This window comes from Treponema sp. R6D11, from assembly GCF_054786075.1.
Genome location: NZ_BDHD01000870.1, coordinates 1 through 465, shown reverse-complemented (window position 1 = coordinate 465; position 465 = coordinate 1). Strand labels below are relative to the sequence as shown.

The following is a 465-nucleotide window of genomic DNA, read 5'->3' as shown; positions in this document are numbered from 1 at the left end:
CAACTGTTCGTTTAGGTAAGGCACGTCTAACGCTTCAAGACATTCGTAGTCAGGTTCGCCGTTTTCGTCTTTCGGGGTGGAGGCCGTCCCCCTGTAATAATCGTCCAGGCTTACGGCGATGGGTTTAAGCCCCAACACCATAAGTTCTATGGAAAGCCTTTTCGCGCTTGTCGTTTTTCCAGAGCTTGAAGGGCCGGCGATAAGGATCACTTTAACCTTGTCGCGTTTTTCGAAAATTTTGGAATTCCCGCCAATGAAATCGCGGCTGTAAAAGTAAACAACGAAATCCGCCCGCTCGGCACTTCCCTCCTCGTCAACGCGTACGTCGAGCCAATTCCCGTAGACTCGCCGGAAGGGGCGATGATCTACAGGCGCACCCTTGCCTTTGTCCTTGCTATAGCGGCAAGAAACATTTCCCCGCACCACGGCGTATACGTCGGACATTCGCTGGGCAACAGTTACTAC

Annotated in this window: 1 pseudogene; it reads right to left on the bottom strand. The window is 52.3% G+C overall.

The annotated features are described in order from the left end of the window. Positions 1–237: pseudogene (locus tag ACYVTD_RS16575) on the bottom strand (uridine kinase family protein); the annotation flags it as partial. Positions 238–465: the final 228 nt, after the last annotated feature.